We start from the raw sequence: 26,232 nt of genomic DNA on the forward strand, positions 1-26,232 counted from the left end.
ATGCGGGAGATGTTGTAGTAGAGCATATAGATGAGAACGGAAATGTACCTTTAGAGAGCCCTGAGGTACTTGACGGAAGAGAGAAACTTGGAGAGAACTATACAACAAGTTCAAAGGTATTTGATAATTACGATCTGATAAGTGTACCAAGTAACGCAACAGGAACATTTATAAGCGGAAGTCAGACTGTAACATATGTGTACAGAAGAAGAGATGCAGGAGATGTAATCGCCCATTACGTAAATACTGCAGGAATACCGATAGAAAGTGATGAAATACTTGACGGAACGAGAAGCCTCGGCCTGCCATATGCAACAGCGGCAAAGGTAATAAACGGATATAGTTTATACCTTGTACAGGGAGCAGAGACAGGAGTATTCAGTTCAGGAAGAATAGAAGTAACATACATCTATAAGAAGGACCCAAGCGTGATAGTAATACCGGGACCGCTAACCCCTGTAACTCCTATAAACCCAAGCCCTATAAATCCGATAAACCCGATTAATCCGCTAACCCCTGTAACACCGGTAAATCCAAGTACACCGACAACACCTACCACACCGACTACCCCTACAACCCCGATAAGAGTGGCAACCCCAAGCCAGATCACAATACCGGGAAGAGATGAGGATGTAGTTATAAGACCTACAAGACCTTTAGCGACACCGTCAATAGCTACAAGCTCAAACACAAGCAGAGGTGGAAGCGGCAGTTCAGGTTCAAACACAACTTCAACTGTAAGACCGGGAAAGGCAACCGTAAACAATAATACAACATCAATGAATGCAATCGAGAAGCCGGTAATCGTAACAGATGAGCCGAAAACTCCACAGCCACAGAAGGCACAACTGAGCAAGGATACAACAAAATCCATTTCAGATACAAGAGTGGCGCTGTCAGTTCCAAAGACTGAAGACAAAGATGCAACTCCGGTTTACGGTTTGATGTTGATTATGTCAAGTGCACTTGCTGTACTATGTATCTTCAAAAAGAGAAGAACAGAATAGTTTTATTTAGATAACATAAGTTATCGGAAGATAAAATCAGGTCCGGAAGAAATACTTTGTATGACTTCCGGACTTTTTGATTGAAATATATTGAAAAAAATATATTTTGTATTATAATTTTAATATAAAGAAAATTCCTGAGGTGAGCGATAACTTTGCCAATTTTGAACCTACATTTTGATTTATGGGATTCCAAATAACCTTCGATGGATGTCAAGCTTCTATAGGTAGAAGGCAGATATCAAGGTGAGGTAACCCACCTAGCTTCGCTAGGCGTCAATAAGCAGAGCCGTCACTTTGGGGTTTAAAAAAGAGTAGTTTTTACTACTCTTTTGTTTTGTATAAAAAAGTATATGGATGGTTTTATGGCAGAGACGCTTACAAGAGATGATATTAAAAAGATAGAGGCTGAGATAGAAGAAAGAAAACTTGTGCTTAGACCGAAACTTATAGAGGCTGTAAAGGAAGCCAGAGCACATGGAGATTTATCTGAAAATTTTGAATATTATGCCGCAAAAAGAGAGAAAAACAAGAATGAGAGCAGAATCAATTATTTGGAGAGAATGCTTAGATTCTGTCATGTATATGAAGATAAGACAAAAGAAGATCAGGTCGGAATTGACAAGGTTGTAGAACTTTATTTTGAAGATGATGACGAGTGTGAAAAGTTCAAGATAGTTACTTCAATCAGAGGAGATTCACTGGAAGGCAGACTCAGTATAGAGTCACCGATAGGTAAGGCCATAATAGGTAAGAAAAAAGGTGACAGAGTACTTGTGCCTGTAGGTGACGGAGGATATTATGTAAAAATAATGTCCATAGAAATAAGCAATGAAGAAGACGAGATAAGATCGTTTTAGGAGGAAAGATGAAGCTTGTAATACAAAGAGTAAATCATGCAAATGTAAAAATAGACGGCGAAGAAGTAGGAAAGATAAATAAAGGTCTTTTGGTCCTGGTAGGTGTAGCTGCGGACGATGATGAAAGAATCGTTGAAAAGTATTTTAATAAACTTATCAAACTTAGAATATTTGAAGATGAAAACGGAAAGACAAACCTTTCATTAAAGGATGTGGGCGGTGAGCTTTTACTTGTATCACAGTTTACGCTGCTCGCAAATTGCAAAGAGGGAAACAGACCGAGTTTTATAGGTGCAGGCTCACCGGATGAGGCAAAGAGACTGTATGAGTATATGGTGGAACTTGGCAAGAAGTCGGATATTCATACAGAATGTGGGGTATTCGGTGCAGATATGAAGGTAAGCCTTGAAAATGACGGACCGTTTACTATAGTATTGGAACTTTAATATGAAAGAACTTTACAAAATTTTACTTGTGGATGATGAAGAAGAAGTCAGAAAAAGCATTATAAAAAAAATCAACTGGGAAGAGGAAGGATTTTTAGTTGTAGGAGATGCCGAAAACGGTGTTGAAGCACTGGAGAAAATAGAAAACTTAAATCCGGACCTGGTATTTACCGATATCAGAATGCCATATATGGACGGACTGGAGCTTATAAATGAAATAAATATAAGATATCCGCTTATAAAGTCAATTATTTTTTCGGGATTTGATGATTTTGACTATGCAAAAGAAGCCATTAAGATGGGCGTAATAGAGTATGTGCTTAAGCCTGTTTCAGCTGTTGAGCTTACTGAGATACTGAGAAAAGTACATAAAAGCATGGATGAGGAACTTGATAAAAAGAGAGATATTGAGAGACTCAGAAGAGGATATCAAGCCAGTATTCCTATACTTAGGGAGCAGTTTTTAAACGGTATTATACATGGAAGTATAAGTGCTTCAGAGATAGACTATGCTATGTCAGAGTACGATATAAATTTAAACAATGCAGACAGATATATGGTGGCAGCAGTTCATATAGATGATATGGACAGCCATATAGTTGATAAGGAACTTATCCCTATATCTGTAAAGGTGAACCTTCTTGAAAACCTGAAATATAAATTACAGGCGGAGGTCTTTTCCATGTATTCGGAAACCAGTATAGTTATATTGACAGGACTGCCGGAGAAGATGTCAAAAAACTATATAATGTCCATACTTACAGAGGCAATACGAGATGTAAACAGAGCCATAGGTGTAAATCTTACCATAGGTCTGGGCATCAGTGTAAAGGATATCACAAATCTCCACAGGTCATATACTCTGGCAAAGGAGGCTCTCGGATACAGAGGTATTGTAGGAAGCGGAGAAGTTATTTATATAAAAGATATGGAGCCTGTAAAGTCCGATAAGTTGAAGTTTGAAGACATTGAAGCAAAGGAATATATCAATATATTAAAATTCGGAAGTGATGAAAGTATAGAAGAGTATGTGGAAAAAATAGCTTCAAAGCTTAAAGAGTCTAAGGTACATTCAAGTCAGTATCAGTCCTATATGATAAATGTTATAAATATTATTATAAGTCTGGTGCAGGATTACGGACTTGAGCTTTCAGTACTTACAAAGACGGCTACAGATTATATAGATCTTTTGGATAAGATAAAGGATACAGGCGGTTTCAGAGAGTGGTTACTTGAGGCAAGCATAAATATTGCTCATAAGATAAGAGAAGATCGAGCCTTCACATCAAAGAAGGTACTTGAAGAGGCAAAGGTCTATATAGAAGAGAACTTTGCGGATATGGATTTGTCGCTTGAAAAACTTTGTAAACATTTACATGTCTCCGTTGCAAGGTTTTCCACAAACTTTAAAAAGGATATGGGGATATCCTATGTAAATTTCCTTACCAATGTCAGATTGCAAAAGGCTGTGGAGCTTTTAAAGACTACAGATGAAAAGACATATATTATAGCGGAAATGGTGGGTTATGCGGATCAGAATTATTTCAGTTATGTGTTCAAGAAAAAGTATGGGGTTTCACCTTCAAAGTACAGACAGCAAGGTTAGTATATGGAAAAAGGGAAATTCAGTTTAAAAAACTTGAGTATAAAAAATTTGAGTATACAAAGCTCTATTTTCATGTACTTTACAGTTACAGCGATTATAGCCATAGCACTTATAAGCCTTATAATATTTCAAAGATTTACAAACAGCTTAAATGCCACCATTATTGAGGAAAACTCAGGCATTGTAGGACAGCTCGGTGAGTCGGTTGATTCATATCTTAGAAATGCCATGAAGGTATCCGATTCCATTTATTATAATGTTATCAAAAATACCGATATATCAAATGATGATATAAAAAAGGGTATGAACCTTATCTATGTCAACAATGATAATATGATAGATGATATAGCTTTGATATCCGGAAAGGGCGAGCTTATAGAATCTATGCCGGCACTTAGATTAAAGGATAACATCAATGTTTTGGAAAAGGATTTTTTTAAAAAAAGTATGGCGGAAAGCGAGTATATTAACTTTTCCATGCCGCATATAAGAGATCTTTTTGACAGAAATGAAAACAGCTATTCTTGGGTGATTTCCCTTTCAAGAGCGGTGGAAGTGACTGATGAGGGTAAGGCTACTCAGGCACTTCTTTTGATAAACCTAAATTATAGGTATTTTGAAGAGATATTTTCAAATGTAAATTTGGGAAACGGAGGCTATGTGTATTTGACCAATGATAGGGGAGATATTATATGGCATCCGAAACAAAATGAGATATATTCGGGAAGATTTAATGAAGACAATAAATATGCCGCCACTTTAAAAGACGGAATAACAGTTGAAAATCTCAGAGGGAAAAATATTACACTCAATGTAAGGACAATAGGATATACCGGTTGGAAGCTTGTGGGAGTTACACCAAGTGCCGCACTTGGTATAGACGGAATCAAGTTCAGATTCTTTGTTCTTTTTGTTGCAGATTTGTTCTTATTTTTATTGGCTATGATAAATGCCTTTATTTCCGATAAGATATCAAATCCTATAAAGAGGCTGGATGGCAGTGTAAGAGAGATAGAGAGCGGAAATCTGGATGTGGAGATAGTACCGAGCGGTTCCTATGAGGTGGAACACCTTGGTAAATCAATTAAAAATATGCTTGGCAGGATAAAGGTGCTGATGTCGGATCTTGTGGCTGAGCATAACGCCAAGAGAAAGAGCGAGTTTGATACATTGCAGTCTCAGATAAATCCGCATTTCTTATACAATACTTTGGATATTATTGTCTGGATGATTGAAAACGAGAATTCCGACAAGGCCGTAAATATTGTAACAGCGCTGGCCAAGTTTTTTAGAATTTCACTAAGTAAAGGAAAGAATATAATCACTGTAAAAGATGAAGTGGAGCATGTAAGAAACTATCTGATGATACAGAATATGCGTTTTAAAAACAGATTTGAATACAGTATAGATGTGGATGAGAAAGTACTTTCTTATTCATCGCTAAAGCTTATGCTTCAGCCCCTGGTGGAAAATGCGATATATCACGGAATGGAGTTTATGGACGGTGACGGTGAGATAGATGTAAAAGTGTTTAAAGAGGATAACAGTCTTTATTTTACGATAACGGACAACGGACTTGGAATGAGTGAAGATATGGTTGAAACTTTGCTGAGTAAAGACTTTGTTCCAAGTAAAAAAGGATCCGGTATCGGTGTAAAAAATGTAAATGAAAGAATAAAGCTGTATTTTGGAAGTGAATACGGGTTGAAAGTTGAATCGGAACCTGATGAAGGTACAAAGATTACAATTCATTTGCCTGCTGTAGTATATGGAGAGAATGATGAAGACAGATAAAATATATATATGGATAATATGGTTTGTATCAATTCTATTACTCTTTGTAATTTCGCAGACAAATTTGATATTAAAAGAAGAAACACCGAGAGTTTATCAGGTATCTTTTATACTTGACGGTGAGGATGAAAGTAAATACGCCAATCTTAAAAAGGGTGTGGATGATGCCGCAAAGAAATACAATATAGACATAAACCTGATTACATTAAATAATATCAGTCAGAAGATGCTTATAGAGTCGGAGGAGGAAAACGGAGCCGACGGTATTATTGTGCTGGCAAAAAATGATTTAAAAATCAATCTTATAAAGTCACCGGTCGTTGTATTAAAGTCAATGGATACGGATGTATTTGACACGGTTAAGATGGGAAGTGCAAATCCAAGCATAAATATCTCAAAGAGGACTATAAATATTGACTATACAGATATGATTGAAAGGCTTTATGCGGCATTTGAAGAAAAGTATGACGGAAGTTCACCGGTTTATGTATTTGTAAATGATTTGAATCTTGCAGGTGTGGCAAAGGAAACAGATTTCTTGAAATCAAAACAATCTTCTAATATAATTCTTGTAGAGGGAGATGAAAAGGGGTTTCGAACGGCAATAGAAGATTTGGTGCACAGTAAGAAAAACGCCTACATATTCTCTCTTGATAAGATAAGCACTGACAATATATGTAAGATACTTGGAGGAAGCAGCGTTTATAAGGAACATATACAAGGGTTTTATTGTATAGGGTCCACCACATTCTTTTTGAATAAATTAAATGACGGTACGATAGATGCGATAGCTACTCTAAATGAGTATGACGAAGGATATTCGGCAGTGGAAATGCTTATGGCGGACTTAAAAAAGACAAATTATATGTCAAATATCGATATGGAAAATATGCTGGTGGATAAGGAAAGTCTGGAAAATGAGGATATAATAAAACAGCTGTTCCCAATCGACTAGCATTGTGGGAGGAAGATGAAAAAACATGGTTTTATAATAAGCATGGCGATTTTTGTAATTGTTCTTGTCGTCGGCTTTATATCTATGATGAGCAGGGTTGCATCGCCTAAGAAAAATGTCATCAAGATAGGACTTTGTCTGTATAGATTTGATGATACATTTATTTCAAATGTCAGACAGGAAATTGAAGAGTATGTAAAGGAATATGAGAAAGAACATGATATAAGGATAAATCTTGAGGTGGTGGATGCCAGAGACAATCAAAATACCCAAAATCACCAGGTGGAGAGATTTGTATCCCTTGACTATGATGTACTTCTTATAAATGTAGTTGACAGATTTGCCGCTTCAAATATGATTGAAACGGCGGTCGGTGCAAACATACCGATAGTATTCTTTAACAGAAAACCGGTGGATGATGATTTAAACAGAGCGGACAATATTTATTATGTAGGTGCAGGACCTAAGGCTGCAGGAATCGAGCAGGCCAAGATAATAATAAATGCATATAATGAAAATCCTTACAGCATAGATATAGACGGAGACGGTGTAATAAACTATGTACTCTTGGAGGGTGAACCGAGTCATCAGGATTCTCTTGTAAGGACAGAATGGGTTATAAAAACTTTGCAGGAGAATAATATTCCGATAAATAAGCTAAACGGCGCTATAGGAAACTGGGAAAGAGCACAGGGATCGGCACTTATGGAGGACTTTCTTAATAAGTACAGTAATATAGACCTCGTTATATCAAATAATGATGATATGGGACTTGGTGCCATAGATGCAATAGAGAGAGCAAATAATATAAAAGGTATAAAGGTTGTCGGTATAGACGGAACAAAGGAGGCCCTTGAAGCAATCAATGAAGGTAAGCTTTTGGGTACTATCGAAAGTGATAAAAAGGAATATGCCAAAGCTGTTGTAGAGATAGTTATGTATGCTATAGGAAAGTCTGAATTGCCTGAGGATATAAAGTCCAAATTAATGGAGAATAGAACCTATGATGTTGGGCAAATTCCCAGGATAAAATAAATTTTTGTATAAAATTCACATTTATTATATATATAAATTGTATATGAAATATTGAAAAGAGCATTGACTTTTATGCTCTTTTTTATTATTATTAAAGTCTAAAGATTAGAACACCTTTCTAACAGGTGTTTTGGGGACCTTTCTTTAAATAATTCTATAGGAGTTTTATGAGGCATATTATAGCGGTGATTGATACGGATATACGCTTTGCCTTAAAATTATCTGATTTTCTTTCTAAGGAGGATAGGATTCCTTTCAAAGCGGTCGCTTACACTTCATTCCAAATGTACAGTAATGAAAGCTCTTCTATGGAGGTAGTGGCATTTATCACAGATATTGACAATGTGGATGAATGTATGGATACAGGCCTTCCGGTCGTTCTCCTGTCAGATGATGCGATGGTAGAGTCTAAATATACCGGTTCTTCAGAACTTTTCTGTTCAATATTCAAATTTTGCGGTGTACATATAATAGTTGATGAACTGCTGGGATTTTTTTCGGGTAATAATTCTTTCGGACTTACTGCAGGTAATAAAAATACAAAAGTCTACGGCATTTATTCTCCGATAAACAGATGTGGCAGAACAAGTCTTTCGGTGGCATTTCATTCTTACTTCTGTTCGCAGGAAAACAGTTCTTTGCTTATTTCATTTGATGAATATGATTCTTTGTTTTCTGTTTTGAGAAAAGAAAACAGTAGAGATCTGTCTGATGTTTTTTACGGTTATAAAACCGGAGATTTAAATTTTGCAAAACTGGGAGAATGTATCAGTAGAGTTGAGGATCTGAATATTGTTCTACCTGCAAGGTACAACGAAGACTTGTTTTATTTATCCGATAATGAACTTACAAAATTTATGAATGATATTCTTTCGGCAAATCTGTTTGAAATTATTGTAATCGACTTTGGAAGTATAGGCCGCAGGTCCATGCAGATTTTGGATATGTGTGAAAAGATATTCTGCCCGGTGATTGGAGAGAATAACAGTCCGGAGATGACAAAGATAAGCGAATTTAAATCACTTCTTGGGCGAAACGGATATGCTGAGATCATTCACAAAATATATGAGATGAGATTGCCGAAGGAGGATATTTCCGCAGATATATTTAATTTTACAAGATTAAAGCGGCGTGAATATTTTTCACAGGTTTCAAAGACAGCTGAGGGCCTATGATTTATTATATAGTGGGCAGTATGTTATTTGCTGCGGCAGTGACGGATATACTTTGGAAGAAAGTTCCGAATATTATTATCTTCGGATATTTCCTTATCGGGGTATATACATTGCATTTAGAGTTTGTATTCAGAGTTTTTATTTCAATTATATTTTTTTCAATTCTTTACAGGCTTAGATTTTTTGGAGCCGGAGATATAAAGTTGTTTTCTTTGGTTATAGGATTTTTAGGTACATATGACGGGGTAAATGTGACTGTTACAGCATTGGTGCTGGCAGGAGCGGGTGCATTACTTTATATGATTTTCAGTAATCAGTTAACAATCAGAATTACAATGCTTATAAACTATTGTATGAGAGTGCTTGCTACCGGAAAAATTGAAAAATATTATGAATACAGAAAAAGTGACAAGCATTTGATACCTGTTTCTCCATATTTTTTGGCAGGCTTTATATTATGGAGGTGCTTTTGTTAAACAGAAAAATAACAGATGAAGAGATTTTTAGAATACAGGTGGTTAAACGTGAAGATGAGAGCGCAAATCAGGGCGAAAGCATTTATGAGCAGCTGAAAAGAGAAATAAGAGATGAGCTCTCAGACCTCAGAAATATAGAGGATGAAGAATTATATGAAATAATAGATCGTGAAATAGTACATAAGGAACATTCTTTTTATATTCCTCTTGAAGAAAAAATAAATATAAGAAATTCTCTTTTTGATTCGTTCAGAAGGCTGGATATACTGCAGGAGTTATTGGATTCCAAAGACATTACAGAGATAATGGTAAACGGGAAAGATGATATATTTGTGGAAAAATGTGGAAAAGTCATGAAATGGGATAAGAGCTTTGTGAGTAATGAGGTTTTGGAAGATATGATTCAGCAGATTGTAAGTAAGGTGAACAGAGTTGTAAATGTGTCTTCACCTATTGCAGATGCCAGACTCTCAGACGGTTCAAGAGTACATATTGTATTGCCGCCAATATCTCTGGACGGTCCGATTATTACAATCAGAAAGTTTCCGGAAGTTATAAGTATGGAGAGAATGATATCATACGGAACAATATCTGAAGAATGTGCAAATTTTTTGGAGATGCTGGTTTGCTCAGGATATAATATTTTTATTTCAGGTGGCACAAACTCGGGAAAAACCACATTTTTAAATGCACTCTCAAGCTATATACCAAAGGGGGAAAGAGTTATTACAATAGAGGATTCGGCGGAATTACAGCTGATGCATATAAAAAATATAGTAAGGCTTGAGACAAAAAATGCGACTTTAAGCGGTGACGGAAGTATCGGCATAGGAGATCTTATAAGGGCGTCACTTAGAATGAATCCCGACAGGATAATAGTCGGAGAAGTCAGAGGAAGAGAGGCGCTTGATATGCTGCAGGCTATGAATACCGGACATGACGGTTCACTCAGTACAGGACATGGTAACAGTGCAAAGGATATGCTCTCAAGACTTGAAACCATGGTGCTAAGCGGTGCGGATCTGCCACTGGCGGCTATCAGATCGCAGATAGCAAGTGCCTTGGATATTTTGATACATCTTGGAAGACTCAGAGAGGGAGAAAGAAGAATGCTTGAGATTTTGGAGGTTTTGCCCTATGAAAATGGGGAGATTGGGCTTAATAAGCTCTATGAGTTCGATATGGAAGAAAAGGTACATAAAAAAGTCGGAGAACTTAAAAACAAACAAAAATTGTTCGCAGCAGGCTATAGATTATAACAGCTACAGATTTAGTGTTTCGGAGTGGCTAAAATACAGCCTTTTAGCCGTATTGGCAGCAGCTATAGGCTCTTATATATTCTATAAAAGTATAATCATATTTTCTTGTCTTTTACCATTCTGTTTTTTATACCCCAATTTAAAAAGAAAAGAATTGATTGCAGCAAAAAAGCGCAGACTTGTAGTGGAGTTTAAGGAAGCGATAATGATACTTTCATCACTTTTAAATGCAGGATATTCATTGGAAAACTCCGTAAAGGAAGCTTTGGTGGAGTTAAGACTTTTATATGTTAAAGATAATCTGATAATAAAAGAATTTGAATATATAAATCAGCTTATTTATATGAATATCAGTGTTGAAAGGGCATTTGACGATCTGGCCTACAGAAGTCACAGCGAAGATATAAGAAGCTTTGCAAAGGTTTTAAGGATTGCAAAAAGAAGCGGCGGTGAACTTGAAAGTATTATCGCACATACGGTTGGTGTTATAGGTGATAAGGTGAGAATAAAGGAAGAGATAATAACCATGACAACTGCAAAGCGGTTTGAACAGAACGTTATGAATATATTTCCGCTTTTTATAGTTTTATATATTGATATAAGCTCACCGGGGTTTTTCAATATTATGTATACAACTATTATCGGAAGAGTCTGCATGAGTATAGGACTTATAGTCTATTTATTTGCGATTTATATCTCAAAGAGACTTTTAAATATAGAGGTAAGCCTATGAAAAAGTATTTGAGGTTAATCTTTTTAAATAATTTAAAATGTTGGCTGATTATAACAGCGAGTTTTGTGATTTTCGGTATCTGCAATTCTTTTTTAAAAGTAAATAAGGTAGAAGATAATTATATCAACAGACCGGGGGTAGATGAATATGATACCGAGATGGAAATAGAGGTTGAAGGTTTACTTGATAAGCCGCAAAGAATAGAGATACCTGTAACAAAGAGAACTTATTCAAAAGATGAGGCAAAGGAGGCTATAAAAAAAGGTCTGGAAGAGATACTTTTAACACTTCCGGGTGAAAATTCTTCATTGCAAAATATTACCTCAGATTTGAATTTGACAAATGAAATAAGCGATTTGGGCCTCAGTGTAAGATGGGATTTCGGCGAGAGTGAACTTATAGATATTTTGGGAAATGTACATAATGAAAATCTCAAAGAAAACAGAAATATTGATATAGAGGTGAGCTTAAGTTATGAAACTTACGAGGAAAGCTATATTATTCCCGTAACAGTATGTCCGAAAATATTATCAAATGATGAAAGGCTTTTAAAGGGGCTGATTGATAAGATAGCGATTGCCGATAAGGAATCAATTCAAAAAGACGGTTATACTCTGCCTGATACTTATGACGGTAAAAGTCTTATATATCACTATGGTGAAGCGTTTAACTTTAATATTATTCCGATTATGGGAATAATTATAGCGATACTTTTATATTTACAGGAAAAGGAGAAAGAAAGAAAAAGCACAGAAAAGAGAAAAAGGGAGCTTATGAAGGATTATCCGGATATAGTTTCAAAACTGATAGTATTTATAGGTGCCGGACTTTCTGTCAGACAGTCATGGGAAAGCATAGTTATAGATTATGAGAATGAGTGTAAAGAGAACAATGAAAGAAGATATGCCTATGAGGAAATGGTAAAGGCTCTGGCAAAACTGAAAACCGGAATATATGAGAATACGGTATACAAGGATTTCGGCAGGAGCTGTGCCCTTAGGCAATATATGAAATTGGCATCACTTTTAGAACAAAACAGAAGGAACGGACTTGCAAATCTGCACAGTCTCCTAAGTATGGAGTCACAAAGTGCATGGGATGAGAGGATAAATTTGGCAAGAAGAGAAGGCGAGGAGTTAAATACAAAGCTGCTTTTACCGCTTTTTATGATGTTACTTATAGTGATGATGATAATAATTGTACCTGCATTGTTGATATTTTATTGATTTGATAAAAGCAATGTGAATTTTATAAAAATAGAGAGGAGTAAGTATGTTGGAGTTTTGGAAAGATTTTATGGGAAATGAAGACGGTGTCGGTGTAGTGGAGATCGTTTTGGTTTTAGTGGTTTTGATAGGTCTGGTACTTATATTTAAAGGAAATATCAGTAAGCTTATGAACAATATCTTCAAGGAAATCAATAAGAAATCAAAAGAGGTATATAATTGAGAAAAAGCGGTTCCGTTACCGTCTTTATATGTCTGATATTTGTCTGTATCAGTGCTTTAATATGCGGGCTTTTGGAGTCTGCAAGGACATCGGGAGCAAGATTTTATTTACAGGTGGCAGGAGACTCCGCAATTGATTCGGTCTTCAGCAGATATCATAGAAAGCTTTGGGAGAATTACAGGATATTCGGTCTGGAAAGTTACAGTGATGAGAATGTAAAAGATATGATGCTTTTATATATGGACCCTTATATAAAAAACAGCGGAATGTACAGGATTCAAAATCCGCACGTGAATTTAAATAAGAAAATATATTTAAATGACAATGGTGGAATGTATCTCGAGCAGGAGATTGTTGATTATATGGGCCTTGGAACTTTTGAATCTATATTTGACAGTTCTCCCGATAAGCTTTGGAAAGATATAGAGGATGCTAAGAGTATGGAAAAGGTTACTTCCGACTATGGTCTTAGTTCAAGAGAAGCAATTGAAGTTGAGAAGGTTTTAAAAAGACTTTCTGAAAATATTTCAGAGCAGGAGAAAATAAGATCTGAAATGAAATCGTCACTTGGTGCAAGAAATCTCACAGAGATAAAAAAGCTTTGTAAGAATCTGAAAAAGGTATTAAAAAAAGTTCCGGATCTTATAAAAAAGTATGAAAATAAAGCCGATAAATTATCGAAGAAAATCGGAGAGATAAAAGAAAAAAATGCAGAAAGCATGTCAAAGCTCTCAGAGAACAACAGAGCATATATTGAAGGAGAAACGGAAAAGTTTAAAGACTACGCAGATAAGGACGGTGAAAGAAGACTTGAGGTGGTAGCACTTGGCGGACTTTCCGAGAGTATGATAAGGGAAATCGAGCATCTGGAAGGCGATATTGAAATACTTCAGGAAAGAATAGCTGAGGCGTCAGATGATGAAGAAGATGAGCACAGTAGTGAAATAAGCGAAGGCTGGGATAATGTGAGTGATGATATAAATTCACTTACAGAAATGAGAATGAACTTCAGGCATGGAATATCTGATGAAGTTAAGGAAGATCAGCTAAAGCAACTGAAAGAACTGATTTCCGACGGCATATTCTCTCTCGTGATTCCTGAAAACAGAGAGGTTTCAAATAAAAGTATAAACAGACTCGCTCTTCCTTCAAATGCTGTCACAGGAGGATATACAGGCAGAAATCTTGCAGAAAGACTTCTTATAAATGAGTATATCGGAACATACTTTGCCGACTTTACAGATGATATAAAGACACCTCTTTCATATGAGCTTGAGTATATATTAAACGGAAAAGACTCGGACAGGGAGAATCTTGAAAACATTGTGGCGGATCTTCTTGCAATAAGAGAGGGATTAAACTATATGCATATCATATCCGATGCCGATAAGATGCAAAGAGCCGGAGAGCTTGCCGAGGTAATCAGCGGTGTGATATGTCTGCCTGAAATAACATTTCTTATCAAGTTTTTGATAATAGCGGTATGGGCTTTGGTGGAATCGGCTATAGATATCAAATGCCTTTTATCAGGGGGCAAGGTACCTATAATAAAGACGAAAGATGATTGGAAGGCGGATCTTGACACGATATTTGAAGTTTTGGAAAACAGGGCTTTAGGCAATAAGGATTCCGAACGTGGTATCAACTATGAGGGATATTTGAAAATGCTTTTATATATAGAAGATCCCGTAAAAAGAAATTTCAGAATGATGGATATAATGCAGCTTGATATAGGTGTGAGCCAAAACGACTTTTTAATGCAGAATATGATATACGGTATTGATGCAAATATAAGCTGTGGAGCAAGAAGAGTATTCAGCGAAATATCATATTTTTCCAAAGAGTTTGCAGGTCTTAATTCAAGCTATGAGATGCAGGTTAAAGTGGAGAAAATATATTGAAGGGAGGTTTTGTATGTCCTCTTATAATGAAAATTTTAAAAATAAAAAAATGAAAGCTCTCCAAGCATGCAGGTATAAGAGGGCGCACAAAGCCTCTCTCAGTGTAGAGGCGGCCATGTGTTTCAGCCTGTTTATTATAGCTATGGCGGTACTTATAATGCCTTTTGATATGATGAACACCAATAGAAAAATCAGAGGAATTGCCGAAGCTGTATGTAAGGATTCCTGTCAGTATGCATATACATATTACCGATTTACGGGTAATGCAAGAGAAGAAGAAAATGAAAATTATGATCATGAAGCTATGGAAAATGTAAAGGGAGTATTTGCAGGTGGAGCAATAGGAAGCTTTGTGGTTGCAAAAATAAATACTGAGGTGAAAGATAAGAATATAAGTAATATTCACGGACTTTTATCAACCTGTATGTCTGACGGTGAGACCATATATATAAGAATAGATTACAAATATTCACTTCCGATAGGGATATTTAAAAATTCAATCAATCAGACTGTGGTAGCTTCAAGAAGAGCGTGGATAGGTGCGGATGGTGGAAAAGAATCCGGAAATTCGGATGATGAAGAATATGTTTATATAGGCAGGAACTCGACCAGGTATCATTTAGATCCAAGATGCCACTATCTTTATAATGATTTACGTTCCGTACCTTTGTCTGAAATAGCTGGTATAAGGAATGATAGCGGAGCAAGGTATCAACCATGTGAAAGATGTGGAAACAGAGCAGGAACAACAGTTTATATAATGCCTTCAGGCACGAGATATCACAGTGATCCGGATTGCAGTGCAATCATAGCTTATGTACAAAGAGTTAAGCTCTCGGATGTGGAGCATTTGGGAGTATGTTCTTACTGTGGAGGTAGACATTGAGTATTGAACTTGTGGAAAAGATGATTTTAATAATATTTTTGCTTATTTTTACATTTCAGGATATCAGAAAAAAAGAGATATACACCTTTGGAGTGGTTTTATTTTACATAATGATCATAGATATTCAGATATATAAGTTTATTATGGGGAGCAGTATAGATATTAAGAATACAGTATTTGGAATATTTAGCGGTTTTTTATTATTGCCACTTTCAAAGTTTAATATCTTGGGAGAGGGAGATGCTCTTGTCTTTATAGGCTGCGGAGCGATTCTGGGTTTAAAAGGAAATATACTTTTGTTTTTTGTATCGGTTTTTATAGTTTCAATATATGCTCTTTTTATGAGCCTATATTACATGGTAAAAAAGCGTAGAATAAAAGGAGTCAGAGTGGCAATGCTTCCTTTTATAACTATGGCAAATTGCATTATATGGTTATGTGTATGAAGAAGAGTTTGAGAGCAAGTTTTACAGTGGAGATAACTTATATTATATTTTTTATATTTATGGGTATCGCTTTTATAATAGGATACAGCATAGATAAACATACGGAAACAGTTGACAGTATTGAGATGCATCTACTGCTTGAGAGATTGGCACATGATGAGGAAAATATGGGATATGATACGGAAAGGTTAAAGTCTTTAGTTGAGTTAAAGGGCAATAAAGCTGTAAAAATAAAGGAACATAAATTTTCCGTAGAAGGAGAGCAGGGAAATCAGAGTATCAGAGTGGCTGTCTATGATCCCGAGGGCTATATAAGAGCGACTACAGCATTGGAGGGGATATATGAAAGACTTAAAGGTCAGTTATCAGAGGAATCTGAAGAGTAATCAGCTTATATTTGAGCCGGAGGAAAGTTTTTTGCTTGAGTTAAAAAGTAAATATGCCTTTGAACTGGGTATGATAGAGCATAACAATATCAAAAATTTCTTGAAGCCTTTTATAAAAAGGCTGAACTCTAAAATAGAGATTTGTTATGATATAAGCTCACTACAGCCGGTATCAAGAATTTTTGAAGTAAAAACATTGAATGCAGAAGAAATAAAATCATTTATTATCGAAATAATAACAGCCACAAAATCATTGGAAGAATTTTTACTTGAAGCATCATCAATAGTACTGGATCCGGAATATATTTTTTCGGATTTGGACCTTAAGAGATTCTCATTTCTATACATTCCAAGAAACGAAGATAATAAGGATGAGATGCAAGTATTATTGGAAAATATTTTAAATAACATCAATAAGGAAGATAAAGACTGTTTGATAACGGTATACGGGATGCTGAAGGAATGTCAAAAAAGAGATTTCACTATAAATGATTTAGAAGAAATTTTGGACTCTAATATAAAGAAAGCGGATAAGGAGCAGGTTACCTTTAAAGAAATAATTCCTGAGAATATTGATGAAAAAGAGAGGAATAAAAATAAATTCAATATCTTCGGAGGCATTTTTAAGAATCAAAAAGTGAAGTCTCAGGATGAGGAATCAAAATTCCTTGAAAAGGTATTTGAGGGTTATGAGTCAAATGTCAATGCCGCATATATAAATGAGGATAAGGCTTTATTTACAGTACCTGATGAAGAAATAGGAAGTACCGTACTGCTCACGGATATAAAGGTAAAAAGTTCGGGAAGATTTTTAAGAACGGTAAACGGAAAGGAAGATATAGAGCTTTCATATTTACCCTTTATTATAGGAAAACAGGAAAGAGTATGTGATTATGTTCTTGATACGGATGGAGTAAGCAGAATGCATCTCAAATTCTTTGAAAAAGATAATGAAATTTATGCAAGAGATCTAAACTCAAGAAACGGAACATATGTCAACGGAAGGAAACTTGAAAATGAAGAAAATATAAGGCTGTATAATGGTGATTCCGTCAATATCTGCGGTATAAGTTATATATTGGAGATATAATTATTCTTGATAGTTTTCGTATCTATGTTATACTTTATAAAATCATTAAGAAAGTTGTTATGGCTTTTTATTTGTAAAGGGAATAATATTGTAAAAGGCTGTATAGTGATGATTAGGAGAAGAAAGTGAAGAACAAGATACGAATAGTGCTATGCTGTATATTTTTATCAATAGCGGTATATGCAGGATATAATATTATTAAGATACAAAGTGAATATAAAAAAGGTGTGGATACCTATAAGGAAATAGATAAGTATACCATAGAGCAGACGGTGGCACAGTCAAGTGATAATACGGAAGAGACTGTAGAGGAAACCGAAGAAGAAAAGCCTTATCCGCAGGTTGATTTTGCAGGATTAAAGTCTATAAACAGTGATGTTATAGGTTGGATTTATGTTCCTGATACGGAAATAAATTATCCGATAGTACATACAACAGATAATGAATATTATTTGGATCATATGGTGGACAGAACCGAGAATCCGGCAGGTGCTATATTCTTAGATACCAGAAACCCAAGTGATTTGAGTGATCTGCACAGCATAATATACGGACATCATATGAAAAACGGAAGTATGTTTGCGGCACTAAAGGGCTATAAAAAGCAGGATTTCTTTGATGAACATAAGAACGGATATTTGATAACCGAAGATGCGGTATATAGAATTGATTTCTTTGCCGGACATGTGGCAAATGTGGAAGAGAACGCATGGCAGCTTGATTTTAGCGACGGTACGGAATTTGATAACTGGATAAAGTCATTAAAGGAAGTATCTGCATTTAAATCAGATGTGAATCCGGAATATGGTGATAAGGTATTTACCCTGTCAACCTGTAGTTATGAGTTTGATGATGCAAGATTTGTACTAAGCGGTAAGCTTACAAAAATTGAATAGCTTAAAAATCAATATAAAGGGTTAAGAGCATAAACTGTTCTTGACCCTTTTTTTAAAAGGTGGTAGTATAAATTAAAATCCTACTAATAAAGTAGGGATAAAGGGATAAAATGAAAAGAGGACTTTATGGATATATTAAATGAAGTAAAAAAGATACATGAAACTTTGGTGGAGCTTAGAAGAGATTTCCATTTACATCCGGAACTCAGTATGAAGGAGTATCGAACAGCTAAAAGAATAGAAGAAGAGCTTGATAAGCTGGGTATAGATCATTACAGAAGTGCCGAAACAGGAGTTATAGGAATTATTAAAGGAACAGGAAAGTCGGAGCCTGCAAAGAATACGGGAGTAGATGAATCTGAGAGCAATATAGGACATCAGGGCAGTACCAGAGAAGGTAAGGACAGAGTTGTGGCACTCAGAGCCGATATAGATGCCCTTCCAATACTTGAAAGAGATGACAGAGTTTATTGCTCAAAAACAGAAGGTGTTATGCATGCCTGCGGACATGATGTTCATAATGCGTCTTTGCTGGGTGCGGCTATAATACTTGCCAATAACAGAGAAAAGTTTGCAGGAACAGTAAAACTTATCTTCCAGCCGGGTGAAGAAATAGGTGCAGGTGCACAAGCTATGATTGCAAACGGTGAAGTAAAAGGAGTTGAAAGAATTTTCGGACTTCATGTAGCTCCCGATTTAAGATGTGGAGAGGTCGGAGTGACTACAGGCATAAACAATGCGTCTGTGGATCATTTTAGGATAGAGATAGAGGGAAAGGCTACTCATGTATCAACTCCTCAGATGGGTATAGATGCACTTTATATAGCAGCACAGACTGTTGTGGCATTACAGGCATTGGTTACAAGGACCACATCACCGATAGACCCTGTGGTTATAGGTGTGGGAATATTAAACTCAGGAACATCTTACAATATAGTGTCAGGCAGCGGAGTTATAGAGGGTACAACAAGAACCACCTCTGCAAAAACCAGACAGGAAGTAAGAGATAAGGTGCAAGAGACTGCTGAAAATATTGCAAAGATTTACGGTGGAAGCGCAAAGGTTATCTGGACAGATTATACATCCGCACTTATAAATGATGAGAGGGTTTCAGAAGAAGTCAGAGGCATTGTAAAGGATATTTTTGGAGAAAAGGCGGCAAAGGTAAGACCAATATCTTTAGGCGGTGATAATTTTGCGGAATTTATTATGGAAATTCCGGGGGCATATGCTTATCTCGGAACTTCAAATGAGAGCATTCCAAACAGTTTGATTCAGCTTCATAATGAAGGTTTTGACGTAGATGAGGACGCTTTGGATATAGGAGCAACACTTTATGCGGAGTATGCGCTAAGGTGGTTGAATGATAAATTTTAAACGAAGATGTGCTTATTTAGGGCGTTTTTAAACTTTTTTTAACAGCGATATTATATTATTATTAAAGATTACTTACAAATAGATAACTTCTTTAATAAATCGTTGACATTTAGTCGCTCAATTAATATAATTCAAAAAATTAACAATTGTGTTAAAAAAGGAGAGACTTTATGCCAAGAATAACATCGCTTTTAAAGTCCATTTGTGGGAAGATTATGTCAATACCTATGAGGCTCACAAAGAAAATGTACAGACAGATGGCTCTGCTCACAATAGGTGGTGCAGTGATCAGTGTAGTTGCATTTTCAAGCAATGGATTTGCAGGAAGCGGAAAAAATGCTGTCAGTGCTAATGTCATAAATTCCGGAGAAAGTGAAAACTTTGAGGATGATATGGAAGACGAGGCAGACGATATTTTGGATAACGCCGGATTAGATAATACAACTGTTGATGAAGATATTGCAAATTTGCCCCGAATAGAGCAAAAGGAGACCGGAAATGAAAAGATGGAAAGACTTCTTGAGGAACGTAGGGTAGCACTTGGATTATCTTCACTTACAGTAGAGGATTATAATAATCTGCTAAGGATTGTTGAAGCTGAGGTAGGTGACAATGATGTCTATGGTAGAACGATAGTAGCCAATGTGGTTTTAAACAGGGTTCGTTCAAGCCATTTTGAAAATACTATAACAGAAGTTATATTCAGCAAGGGACAGTTTTCACCTATAAGGGATAAGAGATTTTTTAAAGTTAAGGTGAGCGAAGCCACTATCAAAGGTGTAAATAATGCACTGATGGGAGAGGACTATTCAAGAGGCGCACTTTACTTTATGGACAGAGCTTATTCTTCAAGCCATGCGGTAGGATGGTTTGATTCATCTTTAACTTATTTGTTTTCTTATGGAGGTCACGAATATTTTAAATAAATTATAGTTGAGCAGGTATGTTTATGGGATTTAAGTTTTACAGTTCCCGATGGTAATAAAAGAGTTACCCGGGGATTGTAAAATTAAGCCTATATACTGCTGTTTGAGCTTTAGCTTTGAAACGATTTTTTATTTGAAAAAATCAAAAAAATGCTTGACATTGCAATGCCGCTCATATATAATGCTGTATGTGTCTGAGAGAGACATGTAAATAATCATCGGGGTGTGGCTCAGTTTGGCTAGAGTACCTGGTTTGGGACCAGGGGGTCGCAGGTTCGAATCCTGTCACCCCGATTTGTTTTCTAAAAACATAATATATGAGTCTGTAGCTCAGCTGGATAGAGCATCGGCCTTCTAAGCCGAGGGTCAGGGGTTCGAATCCCTTCAGGCTCACTGATATGCAGGTGTGGTTCAATGGTAGAACATCAGCCTTCCAAGCTGAATACGTGGGTTCGATTCCCATCACCTGCTTTTTATCATAATATATGATATATTATGGTGGGTATAGCGCAGTTGGTTAGCGCGCCAGATTGTGGCTCTGGAGGCCGTGGGTTCGAATCCCATTACCCACCCTTTAATGGGTCATCGCCAAGCGGTAAGGCACAGGACTTTGACTCCTGCATTCGCTGGTTCAAATCCAGCTGGCCCAGTTATATGGAATTGTTACGTAACACCTAAAGGGTGTTATTTTTAGAATAAGCGGTTATGCTTTGGGAGGTGCTTATGGACATTATGCCGATTTTTGCAGGTATTGTAGGACTTGTTATAGTAGTGGCGGTTGCGGTATCGGCCGGTACGATGGGGGCTGTATTCGGCGTCATAGCGGAAGAAGATGAAGACGATGAGTTTTAAAAAGTGGGGCAGAGATAAAAATCTCTGCTCTTTTTGATTTCCCTTAACTAAATGTTATGGCAAGTATAGAAAATATATATGCATAAAATAAAGAATAGTTAACAGTAAAGTTGAAAAAAGTTTTATTTTAAAGTATTATGATAAGAAAATCTTTTAAAATAAGGAAAGATGGAATATGAAAGCAAATATAACATTGATAAACGGTGACGGTATCGGACCTGAGATAGTAAGAGAAGCAAAAAAGGTTTTGGAGGCTGTATCACAAAAATATAATCATGAATTTATATATACAGATATAGATATGGGAGGATGCTCCATAGATAAATATGGAGTGCCTTTGACAGATGAAGCAATAGAGATTGCAAAGAGCGGTGATGCGGTACTTTTGGGAGCGGTCGGCGGCAATGTAGGAAATTCGAAATGGTATGACGTTGCACCTAATCTAAGACCTGAGGCCGGACTTTTAAAGGTAAGAAAAGAGCTTGGACTTTTTGCAAACTTAAGACCTGCACTTTTATATAAGGAACTTGCCGATGCCTGTCCTTTAAAGACAGAGATAAGCAAAGCAGGTTTTGATATGGTAATAGTCAGAGAGCTTACAGGAGGACTATATTTCGGAGAGAGATATACCAAAGAGACGGATGGTGTAAGAACTGCGGTGGATACTCTTGTTTACAATGAAAATGAGATAAGAAGAGTGGCTAAGGTTGCCTTTGATATCGCTTCAAAAAGAAGAAAGAAAGTGATAAGCGTAGACAAGGCAAATGTACTTGACAGCTCAAGGCTTTGGAGAAATGTGGTCGAAGAGGTGGCAAAGGATTATAAGGACATTACTTTAGAACATATGCTTGTAGATAATGCGGCTATGCAGCTTGTAATGAATCCGGGACAGTTTGATGTAGTGCTTACAGAAAATATGTTTGGTGATATTTTATCGGATGAAGCAAGTATGATTACAGGCTCTATAGGAATGCTGCCAAGTGCAAGCTTAAATGAGAGTAAGCTTGGACTTTATGAACCGAGTCACGGTTCAGCACCCGACATTGCAGGAAAGAATATTGCAAATCCTATAGCAACTATACTTTCGGCGGCAATGCTTTTAAAGTATTCACTTGGTCTTGATAAAGAAGCGGGTGATATTGAAAATGCGGTGGAGAAGGTTTTAAAGGACGGATTCAGAACTGTAGATATTTATACTGAAGGAATGAATAAGCTTAGCACCTCTCAGATGGGTGACAAGATAGTTGAATATATAAAATGATTTCACAAAAGCAGATTGTGATAGAAAGAGGAAATATGGAAAATTTACGCTCAAATAATATGAAGTCGGGTATGCAGCAGGCACCGAGCAGATCGCTTTTAAATGCTGTAGGTATGACACCTGAGGAAATGAGAAAACCTATAATAGGTATTGTAAGTTCATTTAATGAGATAGTACCGGGACATATAAACTTAGATAAAATATCGGATGCGGTAAAACTTGGTGTAGCAGAGGCCGGTGGAATGCCTGTTGTATTCCCTGCGATTGCAGTATGCGACGGTATAGCAATGGGACATATAGGAATGAAGTACTCACTCTGTTCAAGAGATTTGATAGCCGACTCTACAGAGACGGTAGCAATGGCACATCAGTTTGATGCGCTTGTAATGATTCCCAACTGTGACAAGACAGTACCGGGAATGCTGATGGCTGCAGCCAGACTCAATATACCGACAGTATTTGTATCGGGAGGCCCAATGCTTTCAGGAAGAGTTAAGGGAAAGAATACATCACTTTCAAGTATGTTTGAAGCGGTTGGAGCATACGCGGCAGGTAAGATAAGTGAAGATGATGTAATGGAATTTGAGAATAAGACCTGTCCCACCTGCGGTTCATGTTCAGGTATGTACACAGCAAATTCAATGAACTGCCTTACAGAAGTTCTTGGAATGGGACTTAGAGGAAACGGTACAATACCTGCGGTATATTCGGAGAGAATCCGTCTTGCAAAAAGAGCGGGATATGCCGTAATGGAAATGTTAAAGAGAGATATCCGCCCAAGAGATATTATGACAAAAGAAGCATTTATAAATGCACTTACAATGGACATGGCACTCGGATGTTCCACAAACTCCATGCTTCACCTTCCTGCAATTGCGTATGAGGCGGGAGTTGAGCTGAATGTGGACATTGCAAATGAAATAAGTGCAAAGACACCGAACCTTTGTCACCTTGCGCCTGCAGGACATACTTATATAGAAGAGTTAGATGAGGCCGGCGGTATCTATGCGGTTATGAAGGAGATATCAAAGCTTGGACTTTTAAACCTTGACTGTATGACGGTTACAGGTAAGACAGTCGGTGAGAATATAAAGAATGCAGTAAATCTGGATACAGATGTTATAAGACCTGCCGAGAACCCATATTCAAAGGTTGGAGGAATTGCAGTACTTAAAGGTAATATAGCACCTGATTCATGTGTGGTAAAAAGAAGTGCCGTACTTCCTGAAATGCTTAAGCACTCAGGACCTGCAAGAGTATTTGATTGTGAGGAAGATGCAATTGCGGCAATCAAAGGCGGAAAGATAGTACCGGGAGATGTTGTGGTTATCAGATACGAGGGACCAAAGGGAGGTCCGGGTATGAGAGAAATGTTAAATCCTACATCTGCAATCGCCGGAATGGGACTTGATACTACCGTAGCACTTATAACTGACGGTAGATTTTCAGGCGCATCCAGAGGCGCATCAATCGGACATGCCTCACCTGAGGCGGCTGTAGGCGGACCGATAGGACTTTTACAAGACGGTGATATTATTGATATTGATATCAATGCAAATACAATAAATGCCAGAGTAAGTGAAGAAGAGTTTGCAAAGAGAAGAGAAAACTGGAAGCCAAGAATTAATGAGGTAACAGGTTACCTGGCAAGATACAGAAAGCTTGTTTCAGGTGCTCCAAGGGGTGCGGTTTTAACAGTGGACGAGTTATAGGAGGATAGATGGCAAAATTAAGCGGATCACAAATAATAGTTGAATGTCTTTTAGAGCAGAGTGTTGATACCGTATTCGGATATCCGGGCGGCGCAATACTTAATCTATATGACGAATTATATAAAAATCAGGACAGAATAAGACATATACTTACCAGTCATGAGCAGGGTGCTTCACATGCCGCTGACGGATATGCAAGAGCAAGCGGAAAAGTAGGTGTTTGTCTGGCAACAAGCGGACCGGGAGCTACAAATCTGGTAACCGGTATTGCAAGTGCATATATGGATTCAATACCGGTAGTTGCCATCACCTGTAATGTAGGCAATAATCTTCTTGGAAAAGACTCTTTCCAGGAGGTGGATATATCAGGCATTGTAATGCCTGTAACCAAGTACAGCTTTATTGTAAGAGACGGAAACAAGCTTGCGGAGACTATAAGAAGAGCCTTTAAAATAGCTGTAAGCGGCAGACCGGGGCCTGTACTTATAGATATTACAAAGGATGTTACCGGGGACAGCTTTGAATACGAATATAAAAAGCCTGAAAAGGTAATGCCGACTACAAGTGTAAGTGAAGAAGAGATATTAAATGCCGTTTCACTTATAAGAGCTTCAAAGAAGCCATATGTTTTGGTAGGTGGCGGAGCAATCCTTTCAGGAGCAAGCGAAGAACTTAGAACCTTCGTTTCAAAGATAGATGCACCTGTAGCCGACACACTTATGGGTAAGGGAGCATTTGACGGCTCAGACCCGAAATATACAGGAATGGTGGGAATGCACGGAACAAAGACAAGTAATCTCGGAATAACCGAGTGCGACCTGCTTATTGTAATCGGAGCGAGATTCTCAGATCGAGTAATCGGTAATGCTAAGAAATTTGCAAAAAATGCAAAAATCCTTCATATAGATGTGGATGCGGCTGAAATAAGCAAAAATATCAAGGCACATTACAGTCTTATCGGTGATGCAAGATTGATTTTAAGAAAGCTTAACTCAAGACTTGATCCTATGCATCATGATGAATGGGTAGCACATATTGAAAGATTAAATGATATGTACCCTGTAAGAACAAACAAGACCGGACTTACAGGTGAGTACATAATAGAGACCATAGATGAAAAGACTGCAGATGATACAATAATCAGTACTGAAGTAGGACAGCATCAGATGTGGGCGGCACAGTTTTATAAGTTTAAGAATCCGAGAACATTCCTTACATCAGGCGGACTTGGAACTATGGGATACGGACTTGGTGCGGCTATCGGTGCAAAGATGGCAGAGCCTGATAAGACTGTAATAAATATAGCCGGTGACGGATGTTTCAGAATGAATATGAATGAAATAGCCACAGCCACAAGATATGATATTCCGCTTATTCAGGTTATTATAAATAACCATGTACTTGGAATGGTTAGACAGTGGCAGAATTTATTCTATGGAAAAAGATACTCACAAACAGTGTTAAGAGATAAGGTAGACTTTGTAAAATTGGCAGAGGCCATGGGAGCCAAGGCCAAAAGAGTTACTACAAAAGAGGAGTTTGATGCCGCTTTTGAAGAGGCATTAAAATCGAATACAACTTTTGTTATTGAGTGTGAAATTGATTCTGATGAAAAGGTATTTCCGATGGTATCGCCGGGAGCGGCTATATCAGATGCATTTGATGAAAAGGATTTGAAATTAAATCCGGTTAAGTAAACAAGAC

The 26,232-nt window shown here is 37.0% G+C and carries 25 protein-coding genes, 5 tRNA genes and 1 other RNA gene; all 31 read left to right on the forward strand.

Going from position 1 to position 26,232, the window contains the following annotated elements:
* Window positions 1-1,007, forward strand: a 1,007-nt coding sequence (locus tag HMPREF1140_RS01885) for a MucBP domain-containing protein (RefSeq protein ID WP_009662266.1), incomplete at its 5' end; no start/stop codon positions are given.
* Between the two features lie 131 nt (window positions 1,008-1,138).
* Window positions 1,139-1,315: non-coding RNA, 6S RNA (ssrS, locus tag HMPREF1140_RS13165), on the forward strand.
* A gap of 57 nt (window positions 1,316-1,372) precedes the next feature.
* Window positions 1,373-1,867, forward strand: coding sequence for a transcription elongation factor GreA (gene greA / locus HMPREF1140_RS01890; protein WP_009662241.1), 495 nt, complete (start codon window positions 1,373-1,375; stop codon window positions 1,865-1,867).
* 8 nt (window positions 1,868-1,875) lie between these two features.
* Complete coding sequence (dtd, locus tag HMPREF1140_RS01895; RefSeq protein WP_007594754.1) at window positions 1,876-2,313, forward strand: D-aminoacyl-tRNA deacylase; 438 nt, start codon at window positions 1,876-1,878, stop codon at window positions 2,311-2,313.
* A 1-nt stretch (window position 2,314) separates the two neighbouring features.
* Entirely contained in the window at window positions 2,315-3,919 is a 1,605-nt protein-coding gene (locus HMPREF1140_RS01900; RefSeq protein ID WP_009662239.1) for a response regulator, read from the forward strand.
* A 3-nt stretch (window positions 3,920-3,922) separates the two neighbouring features.
* Window positions 3,923-5,713 (forward strand): sensor histidine kinase, encoded by a 1,791-nt coding sequence (locus tag HMPREF1140_RS01905; protein ID WP_009662283.1) that lies wholly within the window; start codon window positions 3,923-3,925, stop codon window positions 5,711-5,713.
* Complete coding sequence (locus tag HMPREF1140_RS01910; RefSeq protein WP_009662263.1) at window positions 5,700-6,668, forward strand: hypothetical protein; 969 nt, start codon at window positions 5,700-5,702, stop codon at window positions 6,666-6,668. Before HMPREF1140_RS01905 ends, HMPREF1140_RS01910 begins: the two co-directional genes overlap by 14 nt.
* Window positions 6,669-6,683: 15 nt before the next feature.
* Window positions 6,684-7,703 (forward strand): galactose ABC transporter substrate-binding protein, encoded by a 1,020-nt coding sequence (locus HMPREF1140_RS01915; RefSeq protein ID WP_009662244.1) that lies wholly within the window; start codon window positions 6,684-6,686, stop codon window positions 7,701-7,703.
* Window positions 7,704-7,870: 167 nt separating this feature from the next.
* Window positions 7,871-8,878: an ATPase AAA gene (locus HMPREF1140_RS01920; RefSeq protein WP_009662270.1), complete on the forward strand. Its 1,008-nt coding sequence runs from the start codon at window positions 7,871-7,873 to the stop codon at window positions 8,876-8,878.
* Window positions 8,875-9,354 (forward strand): prepilin peptidase, encoded by a 480-nt coding sequence (locus HMPREF1140_RS01925; protein ID WP_009662279.1) that lies wholly within the window; start codon window positions 8,875-8,877, stop codon window positions 9,352-9,354. Before HMPREF1140_RS01920 ends, HMPREF1140_RS01925 begins: the two co-directional genes overlap by 4 nt.
* Window positions 9,348-10,613, forward strand: coding sequence for a CpaF family protein (locus tag HMPREF1140_RS01930; RefSeq protein WP_009662264.1), 1,266 nt, complete (start codon window positions 9,348-9,350; stop codon window positions 10,611-10,613). The genes HMPREF1140_RS01925 and HMPREF1140_RS01930 overlap by 7 nt, the downstream gene beginning before the upstream one ends.
* A gap of 154 nt (window positions 10,614-10,767) precedes the next feature.
* Window positions 10,768-11,346 carry a type II secretion system F family protein gene (locus HMPREF1140_RS01935; RefSeq protein ID WP_242822853.1) on the forward strand — a complete coding sequence of 193 codons (579 nt, stop codon included), beginning with the start codon at window positions 10,768-10,770 and terminating at the stop codon, window positions 11,344-11,346.
* Window positions 11,343-12,572 carry a hypothetical protein gene (locus tag HMPREF1140_RS01940; RefSeq protein ID WP_009662235.1) on the forward strand — a complete coding sequence of 410 codons (1,230 nt, stop codon included), beginning with the start codon at window positions 11,343-11,345 and terminating at the stop codon, window positions 12,570-12,572. Before HMPREF1140_RS01935 ends, HMPREF1140_RS01940 begins: the two co-directional genes overlap by 4 nt.
* A gap of 46 nt (window positions 12,573-12,618) precedes the next feature.
* Window positions 12,619-12,795: a Flp1 family type IVb pilin gene (locus HMPREF1140_RS13170; RefSeq protein ID WP_009662271.1), complete on the forward strand. Its 177-nt coding sequence runs from the start codon at window positions 12,619-12,621 to the stop codon at window positions 12,793-12,795.
* Entirely contained in the window at window positions 12,792-14,696 is a 1,905-nt protein-coding gene (locus tag HMPREF1140_RS01945) for a DUF5702 domain-containing protein (protein ID WP_009662254.1), read from the forward strand. Before HMPREF1140_RS13170 ends, HMPREF1140_RS01945 begins: the two co-directional genes overlap by 4 nt.
* A gap of 13 nt (window positions 14,697-14,709) precedes the next feature.
* Complete coding sequence (locus HMPREF1140_RS01950; RefSeq protein WP_009662275.1) at window positions 14,710-15,582, forward strand: hypothetical protein; 873 nt, start codon at window positions 14,710-14,712, stop codon at window positions 15,580-15,582.
* Window positions 15,579-16,028, forward strand: coding sequence for a prepilin peptidase (locus HMPREF1140_RS01955; RefSeq protein WP_009662253.1), 450 nt, complete (start codon window positions 15,579-15,581; stop codon window positions 16,026-16,028). Before HMPREF1140_RS01950 ends, HMPREF1140_RS01955 begins: the two co-directional genes overlap by 4 nt.
* Window positions 16,025-16,414, forward strand: coding sequence for a hypothetical protein (locus HMPREF1140_RS01960; protein ID WP_035619730.1), 390 nt, complete (start codon window positions 16,025-16,027; stop codon window positions 16,412-16,414). Before HMPREF1140_RS01955 ends, HMPREF1140_RS01960 begins: the two co-directional genes overlap by 4 nt.
* Window positions 16,371-17,504, forward strand: coding sequence for a DUF6382 domain-containing protein (locus HMPREF1140_RS01965; protein WP_009662255.1), 1,134 nt, complete (start codon window positions 16,371-16,373; stop codon window positions 17,502-17,504). The genes HMPREF1140_RS01960 and HMPREF1140_RS01965 overlap by 44 nt, the downstream gene beginning before the upstream one ends.
* A gap of 125 nt (window positions 17,505-17,629) precedes the next feature.
* Window positions 17,630-18,400: a class B sortase gene (srtB, locus tag HMPREF1140_RS01970; protein WP_009662232.1), complete on the forward strand. Its 771-nt coding sequence runs from the start codon at window positions 17,630-17,632 to the stop codon at window positions 18,398-18,400.
* Between the two features lie 126 nt (window positions 18,401-18,526).
* Window positions 18,527-19,777, forward strand: coding sequence for a M20 metallopeptidase family protein (locus tag HMPREF1140_RS01975; protein WP_009662229.1), 1,251 nt, complete (start codon window positions 18,527-18,529; stop codon window positions 19,775-19,777).
* A gap of 170 nt (window positions 19,778-19,947) precedes the next feature.
* Window positions 19,948-20,703: a cell wall hydrolase gene (locus HMPREF1140_RS01980; protein WP_009662257.1), complete on the forward strand. Its 756-nt coding sequence runs from the start codon at window positions 19,948-19,950 to the stop codon at window positions 20,701-20,703.
* 219 nt (window positions 20,704-20,922) lie between these two features.
* Window positions 20,923-20,997 (forward strand) — tRNA-Pro (locus HMPREF1140_RS01985).
* A gap of 25 nt (window positions 20,998-21,022) precedes the next feature.
* Window positions 21,023-21,096: transfer RNA gene (locus HMPREF1140_RS01990), tRNA-Arg, on the forward strand.
* A 7-nt stretch (window positions 21,097-21,103) separates the two neighbouring features.
* A tRNA-Gly gene (locus HMPREF1140_RS01995) sits at window positions 21,104-21,174 on the forward strand.
* 27 nt (window positions 21,175-21,201) lie between these two features.
* Window positions 21,202-21,275, forward strand: a tRNA-His gene (locus tag HMPREF1140_RS02000).
* Between the two features lie 6 nt (window positions 21,276-21,281).
* Window positions 21,282-21,353: transfer RNA gene (locus HMPREF1140_RS02005), tRNA-Gln, on the forward strand.
* Between the two features lie 73 nt (window positions 21,354-21,426).
* A complete protein-coding gene (locus tag HMPREF1140_RS13820; protein WP_009662261.1) occupies window positions 21,427-21,555 on the forward strand; it encodes a hypothetical protein in 129 nt (42 codons plus the stop codon).
* Between the two features lie 175 nt (window positions 21,556-21,730).
* Window positions 21,731-22,816 (forward strand): 3-isopropylmalate dehydrogenase, encoded by a 1,086-nt coding sequence (gene leuB, locus HMPREF1140_RS02010; protein WP_009662243.1) that lies wholly within the window; start codon window positions 21,731-21,733, stop codon window positions 22,814-22,816.
* Between the two features lie 35 nt (window positions 22,817-22,851).
* Window positions 22,852-24,528, forward strand: coding sequence for a dihydroxy-acid dehydratase (ilvD, locus tag HMPREF1140_RS02015; RefSeq protein ID WP_035619735.1), 1,677 nt, complete (start codon window positions 22,852-22,854; stop codon window positions 24,526-24,528).
* Window positions 24,529-24,536: 8 nt separating this feature from the next.
* On the forward strand, window positions 24,537-26,225 hold the full coding sequence (gene ilvB / locus HMPREF1140_RS02020; RefSeq protein ID WP_009662237.1) for a biosynthetic-type acetolactate synthase large subunit: 1,689 nt from the start codon (window positions 24,537-24,539) through the stop codon (window positions 26,223-26,225).
* Window positions 26,226-26,232 lie beyond the last annotated feature (7 nt).

The sequence above is a fragment of the Lachnoanaerobaculum sp. ICM7 genome, assembly GCF_000287675.1.
Taxonomy (GTDB): domain Bacteria; phylum Bacillota; class Clostridia; order Lachnospirales; family Lachnospiraceae; genus Lachnoanaerobaculum.

Excerpts from the sequence above, each read along its gene's own strand:
- greA (WP_009662241.1), top strand. The coding sequence starts at position 1,373 with ATGGCAGAGACGCTTACAAGAGATGATATTAAAAAGATAGAGGCTGAG.
- dtd (WP_007594754.1), top strand. The coding sequence starts at position 1,876 with ATGAAGCTTGTAATACAAAGAGTAAATCATGCAAATGTAAAAATAGAC.
- HMPREF1140_RS01900 (WP_009662239.1), top strand. The coding sequence starts at position 2,315 with ATGAAAGAACTTTACAAAATTTTACTTGTGGATGATGAAGAAGAAGTC.
- HMPREF1140_RS01905 (WP_009662283.1), top strand. The coding sequence starts at position 3,923 with ATGGAAAAAGGGAAATTCAGTTTAAAAAACTTGAGTATAAAAAATTTG.
- HMPREF1140_RS01910 (WP_009662263.1), top strand. The coding sequence starts at position 5,700 with ATGAAGACAGATAAAATATATATATGGATAATATGGTTTGTATCAATT.
- HMPREF1140_RS01915 (WP_009662244.1), top strand. The coding sequence starts at position 6,684 with ATGAAAAAACATGGTTTTATAATAAGCATGGCGATTTTTGTAATTGTT.
- HMPREF1140_RS01920 (WP_009662270.1), top strand. The coding sequence starts at position 7,871 with ATGAGGCATATTATAGCGGTGATTGATACGGATATACGCTTTGCCTTA.
- HMPREF1140_RS01925 (WP_009662279.1), top strand. The coding sequence starts at position 8,875 with ATGATTTATTATATAGTGGGCAGTATGTTATTTGCTGCGGCAGTGACG.
- HMPREF1140_RS01940 (WP_009662235.1), top strand. The coding sequence starts at position 11,343 with ATGAAAAAGTATTTGAGGTTAATCTTTTTAAATAATTTAAAATGTTGG.
- HMPREF1140_RS13170 (WP_009662271.1), top strand. The coding sequence starts at position 12,619 with ATGTTGGAGTTTTGGAAAGATTTTATGGGAAATGAAGACGGTGTCGGT.
- HMPREF1140_RS01950 (WP_009662275.1), top strand. The coding sequence starts at position 14,710 with ATGTCCTCTTATAATGAAAATTTTAAAAATAAAAAAATGAAAGCTCTC.
- HMPREF1140_RS01960 (WP_035619730.1), top strand. The coding sequence starts at position 16,025 with ATGAAGAAGAGTTTGAGAGCAAGTTTTACAGTGGAGATAACTTATATT.
- HMPREF1140_RS01965 (WP_009662255.1), top strand. The coding sequence starts at position 16,371 with ATGAAAGACTTAAAGGTCAGTTATCAGAGGAATCTGAAGAGTAATCAG.
- HMPREF1140_RS01975 (WP_009662229.1), top strand. The coding sequence starts at position 18,527 with ATGGATATATTAAATGAAGTAAAAAAGATACATGAAACTTTGGTGGAG.
- HMPREF1140_RS01980 (WP_009662257.1), top strand. The coding sequence starts at position 19,948 with ATGCCAAGAATAACATCGCTTTTAAAGTCCATTTGTGGGAAGATTATG.
- HMPREF1140_RS13820 (WP_009662261.1), top strand. The coding sequence starts at position 21,427 with ATGGACATTATGCCGATTTTTGCAGGTATTGTAGGACTTGTTATAGTA.
- leuB (WP_009662243.1), top strand. The coding sequence starts at position 21,731 with ATGAAAGCAAATATAACATTGATAAACGGTGACGGTATCGGACCTGAG.
- ilvD (WP_035619735.1), top strand. The coding sequence starts at position 22,852 with ATGGAAAATTTACGCTCAAATAATATGAAGTCGGGTATGCAGCAGGCA.
- ilvB (WP_009662237.1), top strand. The coding sequence starts at position 24,537 with ATGGCAAAATTAAGCGGATCACAAATAATAGTTGAATGTCTTTTAGAG.